Here is a 5158-nt window from a genome sequence, read left to right on the forward strand (position 1 = left end):
ACCCGGATGGCCGCCTTCATCTGCGAGCCGCCGCCGATCCAGGCACCGATGGCTCCGGTAGCCGCCAACGCGATGAGTACCGCCGCGAAAGTCAGCGGGACGCGGATGTTTTGCGGCGGCAGCAAGATGGCGAGCATCGGCAGGATGGCCCCGATCAGGAAGGCGACGGCGGAGGCGAACGCCGCGTGCCACGGGCTGACGATGTCGGTCTCGTCGATATGCAGTTCGGCGGACAGGTGGGCAGCGAGTGCATCGTGCGCCGTCAGCTCGGTGGCCACCTGCTGGGCGGTTTCGGGGCTGAGGCCCTTCCCCTGGTAGATAGCGGCCAGCTCGGCAAGTTCCTCCTCGGGCTGTTCGGCCAGTTCGCGGCGTTCTTTCTCGATCAAGTCGTGCTGGCTGTCCTTCTGGCTGCTCACGGACACGTACTCGCCCAGGGCCATCGAGATGGCGCCGCCGACTACGCCGGCAGCGCCGGCGATGAGGATCGGGCCCGAATCGGTGGTCACACCGGCGACACCGACCACAATGGCGGCGACCGAGACGATGCCGTCATTCGCGCCCAGGACGCCGGCGCGGAGCCAGTTCAGCCGCTGTGCAATGTCTTCGTGGTGGGGCTCGTTGTCGTGAAAGGCTGCTGCGCCGCTAATCTCCATGGCTACAGCAAATCATCAGCCGCCACTGCTGGCCAGTATTGGAAGGCTAAGCAAGGTAAGCCGGACCTTGGCCAGGCGTCAACCGGCGGGCAGCGTGGGGAACGACGCGGGGTCCACGTCCAGGCCCGGCAACGCGGCGGCACTTGCCCCCCAGAGAGCGGCGCGGCGGGCGGCGCCGAGCAACCCCGCGATGGCCCACTGCCGGGTGTCGCCGTCGCTGAGGGCCACGAGGTCGCCGTACGCGGGCAGCGACGCGCCCTCCAGCGCCGCCAAGCCGGGCCCGGGGGAGGCCAGGAACGCCGGATCCAGGGCGTAGCCGGGCTCCGGCGGCGGGATCGCTGCGCACTGCGACCGGCTCAGGGATTCCGCGCCGGCGAGGAGTGTCTCGTGGCGTGCAAGCTGCTCCGCTGCCGACTTGGCCGCTGCGCCGTCCAAGCGGGTCAACGCCACCTGGTAGCCGTACATGGTCTCCTGCTCGGTGCTGATCAGTGCCGCCAAGGCTCCCGGCAGCCCGGCATTTCCGGCAGCCTTCCCGCCGTTGTTGACCGGGGCGGACGACGGCGAAGCGGTCGCGGCGGGGCACGATCCGGGGGCCGGGTGGGCGGCGGCAGGTCTCGGGTCGGGCGCTCCAGCCGCCGGGTCCGGGGCGCCGGCTGCGGCGGCGAGGGCGCTGGACTGCAGCAACTGGGCGGTTCCGACCGCAGCCAACAGCCTGGCCATCCCCCCGTCGGCAGTGGCGGCGTCGGCGAGGCGCTGCCGGCCGCTGCCGGCGAGGGACGCAGCCAAGCCGGCGACGGTCGTCGGAGCGGACGGCAGGGAGGGTGTGGACTGTGCTGCCGCCTGAGCCTGGCCGGGCCGCAGCAGCGCCCGCGCGTGGGTTGTCAGCAAACTCACAGTCTGAGTCAGGGCGGTCCGGGAGACCTCCGCCGGTGCGTCCTGCGCCGGGTTCGCAGCCGCGGCCCCCCGGGCGGCTCCCAGTTCCTCGCCGGCGTTCCGCAATTGCAGCGCGTCGGCCAGTGCGGCGGCGCGAGCCCGTTCGGACGCCGGCGGTTCCTGTGGTTCCGGCGGATTCCCGGGCCTGAACACCATTCCCAGGCTGACCATCACCAGAGCGAGGCAAACGAGGAGGGCGATGCGGGGGAGGTGCCGGGGGAGCCGGAGCCGCCGTCGTTCTTCCCCGCTGTCGTCTTTCACAACAGACCATGTTGTCATGCCGGTCGGGAACTGGAGTGCACCATGGCGCCGGGAATATCGCTAGGCTAGTAGGCACAACATCATCTAGCGGGAGGCGGGCGGCATCATGACCAACGCAGAAGCCACGACTTCGACAGACCGGACCGGGACGGGGAAGGCTGAAGCCGTACCCGCCCATAATCCGGAGGCCGAACGCCTGCACGCCCTGCTGGAGCCTGCAGTCCTGGCGAACCGGTTGTACCTGGAAGATGTTTCCATCCACGTAGCGGGCGCCAACCGGGTGGTCCACGTTGTGGTGGACCTGCCGCAGGAAGAAACCGGGGGCGTCAGCCTTGACGTCATCGCCGAGATTTCCAAGACACTCTCCGATGTCCTGGACAACGACCCGAGCATCGACTCCCGCCCCTACGACCTCGAGGTGTCTTCGCCCGGCGTGGGGCGGCCGCTGACCGAGCAACGGCACTGGCACCGCGCCCGCGGACGGCTGGTCACGGTCAAGGTGATCCAGGACGACAACGTCACCGGCCGCATCCAGTCCGTGGACGACGGCGGCGTGACCCTGGTTCCGGAGTTGGCCGTCAAGAAGGGGATGAAGCCCAAGCAGGGCGAACCCATCAAACTTCCTTTCGACAAGATCCGCAGTGGAAAAGTCGAGATAGAGTTCAGCCGCCTCGAAGAGGCCGGCCTGGAGAACGACAATGGACCTTCCGAGGAGGCCTAATGGATATTGACATGAGCGCACTGAGACTCCTGGAGCGTGAGCGCGAAATCCCGCTGGATCTCCTGATTCCGACCATCGAGCAGGCACTGCTGGTGGCCTACCACAAGACACCCGGCGCCTTCGAGAAGGCCCGCGCGGAGTTGGACCGCAAGAGCGGCCACGTGACCATCTGGGCGACCGAGATCGACGACGACGGCGCGCCCATCGGCGAATTCGAGGACACCCCGGCCGGCTTCGGCCGGATCGCGGCGAGCACCGCGCGGCAGATCATCCTGCAGCGCCTCCGCGATGCCGAGGACGACAATGTGCTGGGCCAGTTCAAGGGCCGCGAGGGTGAACTCGTGGCCGGCACCATCCAGCAGGGCAACAACCCGCACATGATCCAGGTGAACCTCGGCACGGTGGAGGCGTTGCTGCCGCCGCCCGAGCAGGTTCCCGGTGAGAAGTACACCCACGGCAACCGGCTCCGCGCGTTCGTGATCGACGTGCACCGCGGCACCAAAGGCCCCTCCATCACACTGTCCCGGTCCCACCCGGGGCTGGTCCGGAAGCTCTTCGAACTCGAAGTTCCGGAAATCGCCGACCGCTCGGTCGAGATCGTGGCGCTGGCCCGCGAGGCCGGACACCGCACCAAGATAGCGGTCAAGGCGAACATCCCCGGCGTCAACGCCAAGGGCGCCTGCATCGGTGAAATGGGCTCCCGCGTCCGCGCCGTCATGACGGAGCTGAACGACGAAAAGATCGACATCGTCGACTACAGCGACGAACCCGCCGCGTTCATCGCCAGCGCCCTCTCGCCGTCGCGCGTGAATTCGGTCACCATCACGGACGAGGCCACCCGGTCCGCCCGCGTCGTGGTRCCGGAYTACCAGCTGTCCCTKGCGATCGGCAAGGAGGGCCAGAACGCGCGCCTTGCCGCCAAGCTGACYGGYTGGCGGATCGACATCGTCTCCGACGCCGCGGAAACCCGCGACAAGTAATCGCGGAAAGTGGTCCCTGGGACGCCGCCCGGCGGCGTCCCGGCTCCACGCCCCGAACGGGACCGCTTCGCCCGGTTTCGGACGGCAGCCCCCGGCGGCACCGAAAAAGGGGCTAGAATAGACAGGACCGCGCCTAACGGCCGGTATCCTCGTGCTTCAGCGCGTCCGGGTGTTTGACCGGAAGCCATGGGGCCGGCAGATGCGAACTGGCAGGAAGATACTCGTAGTGGCAGAAGTGCAACACCTCGGGAATCAGCCGCAGCGCACCTGCATCGGATGTCGGAAGAAGGGTCTGCGGTCGGAGCTACTCCGGCTTGTCGCCGGCGCCAGCGGTTCATCCGCTGTGGTGCTGGATGAACGACGTCGGATGGCTGGCCGGGGAGCATGGCTGCACCCCAGCGAAAAGTGCCTGGCACTGGCGGTCAAACGTCGAGCGTTCGGACGCGCCCTCAGCGGCGCCGCCCTGACTCCCGACGTCGAACGCCGGATCGTGGCAGGCACGCGAGCTGCAGACACCCCGGTGGCCGCGGCAACAACCGTCCAACCTGAAAGCGGGTCAGAAAACTGATGGAAACCCGATGAGTTCCCAGCGATGAGTGCGCAACGATGACAACTTTGTTGCGCTCTGCAATGGACCTTTCAGCTGCACTCGCGGCGGAGGTCCGCAGTAAGAAGTAGACGGTTCGTGCCTGGCTCGGTGCGGACCGAGACAGGAGAAATGTGGCCAAGGTCCGCGTACATGAGCTTGCTAAAGAGCTCGGTATTACTTCCAAAGATGCAGTAACCAAACTGCAGGAAYTGGGCGAATTCGTTCGCTCCGCCTCTTCCACCATTGAGGCCCCCGTTGTGCGGAAACTGCGCAACGCCTACCCCGCGGCAGCCGCTCCGAAGTCCGAAGCGCCCGCCTCAGCCCCCAAGGCAAGCCCCGCAGCGTCCCGACCGGCCCCCGCGCCGGCCCCGGCCGCGCCGAAGGCAGCCGAACCCAAGACTGAAGCTCCGGCTCCGTCGGCTCCGGCCGAGGCACCCGCGGCGGCCCCCGTTGCCGCTCCGGCTGCCCAGGCGCCGTCGGCACCCGCAGCCCAGGCTCCGGCAGCGCAGGCTCCGGCCGCTGGTGGCGCCAAGCCCGGCGCGCGTCCGGCACCCAAGGCCGAGGCCCCGGCTGCCCCGGCACGCCAGGGCGGCTCTGCGCCGCGTCCGGGCGGCCCCCGTCCCGGTAACAACCCGTTCGCCACGTCCCAGGGCATGCCCCGCGGCCGCGGTGGCGACAACGAACGCACCTCCCGTCCGGGTAACAACCCGTTCGCTCCTTCCCAGGGCATGCCGCGCCCGGGCGGAAGCCGCACCGAGGGCGACCGCCCCGGCGGCCCCCGTCCCGCAGCAGGCGCTGGTGGTCCCCGTCCGGGCGCTCCGCGTCCGGCCGGCGCCGCCGGTGCACGTCCGGGCGGACCCCGCCCGGCAGGCGCTCCCGGCGCCCGTCCCGGAGCCGGCGGAAACCGTCCGACTCCCGGCATGATGCCCAACCGCACCGAACGTCCGGCACCCGCAGGTGCAGGCCGTCCCGGCGGCGGCGGCCGTGGTCCGGGTCGCCCGGGCGGCGCTCCCGGCACCGG

Annotated in this window: 6 protein-coding genes; 4 read left to right on the forward strand and 2 right to left on the reverse strand. The window is 69.4% G+C overall.

Annotation, left to right across the window (positions count from 1 at the left end; all coding sequences use genetic code 11):
• A partial coding sequence (locus AB4Y86_RS11630) for a VIT1/CCC1 transporter family protein (protein ID WP_441402384.1) occupies window positions 1–653 on the reverse strand: 653 nt, incomplete at its 3' end.
• A 78-nt stretch (window positions 654–731) separates the two neighbouring features.
• A complete protein-coding gene (locus AB4Y86_RS11635; RefSeq protein ID WP_441402385.1) occupies window positions 732–1847 on the reverse strand; it encodes a DUF4439 domain-containing protein in 1116 nt (371 codons plus the stop codon).
• A 106-nt stretch (window positions 1848–1953) separates the two neighbouring features.
• Here AB4Y86_RS11635 and rimP point away from each other — a divergent pair, with 106 nt between their 5' ends.
• The 4 genes from rimP to AB4Y86_RS11655 form a co-directional block, all read left to right on the forward strand.
• Complete coding sequence (gene rimP / locus AB4Y86_RS11640; protein ID WP_441402386.1) at window positions 1954–2568, forward strand: ribosome maturation factor RimP; 615 nt, start codon at window positions 1954–1956, stop codon at window positions 2566–2568.
• The gene (gene nusA, locus AB4Y86_RS11645) at window positions 2568–3548 is read left to right on the forward strand and encodes a transcription termination factor NusA (protein WP_441402387.1); all 981 of its coding nucleotides are present in this window, start codon (window positions 2568–2570) and stop codon (window positions 3546–3548) included. The genes rimP and nusA overlap by 1 nt, the downstream gene beginning before the upstream one ends.
• Before the next feature lie 199 nt (window positions 3549–3747).
• Window positions 3748–4116: a YlxR family protein gene (locus AB4Y86_RS11650; RefSeq protein WP_441402388.1), complete on the forward strand. Its 369-nt coding sequence runs from the start codon at window positions 3748–3750 to the stop codon at window positions 4114–4116.
• Between the two features lie 152 nt (window positions 4117–4268).
• A partial coding sequence (locus AB4Y86_RS11655) for a translation initiation factor IF-2 N-terminal domain-containing protein (RefSeq protein WP_441402389.1) occupies window positions 4269–5158 on the forward strand: 890 nt, incomplete at its 3' end.

Source organism: Arthrobacter sp. 2YAF22_2, assembly GCF_052114645.1.
GTDB lineage: Bacteria > Actinomycetota > Actinomycetes > Actinomycetales > Micrococcaceae > Arthrobacter.

Coding starts and splice junctions, on each gene's coding strand:
- rimP (WP_441402386.1), top strand. CDS start 1,954: ATGACCAACGCAGAAGCCACGACTTCGACAGACCGGACCGGGACGGGG.
- AB4Y86_RS11650 (WP_441402388.1), top strand. CDS start 3,748: ATGCGAACTGGCAGGAAGATACTCGTAGTGGCAGAAGTGCAACACCTC.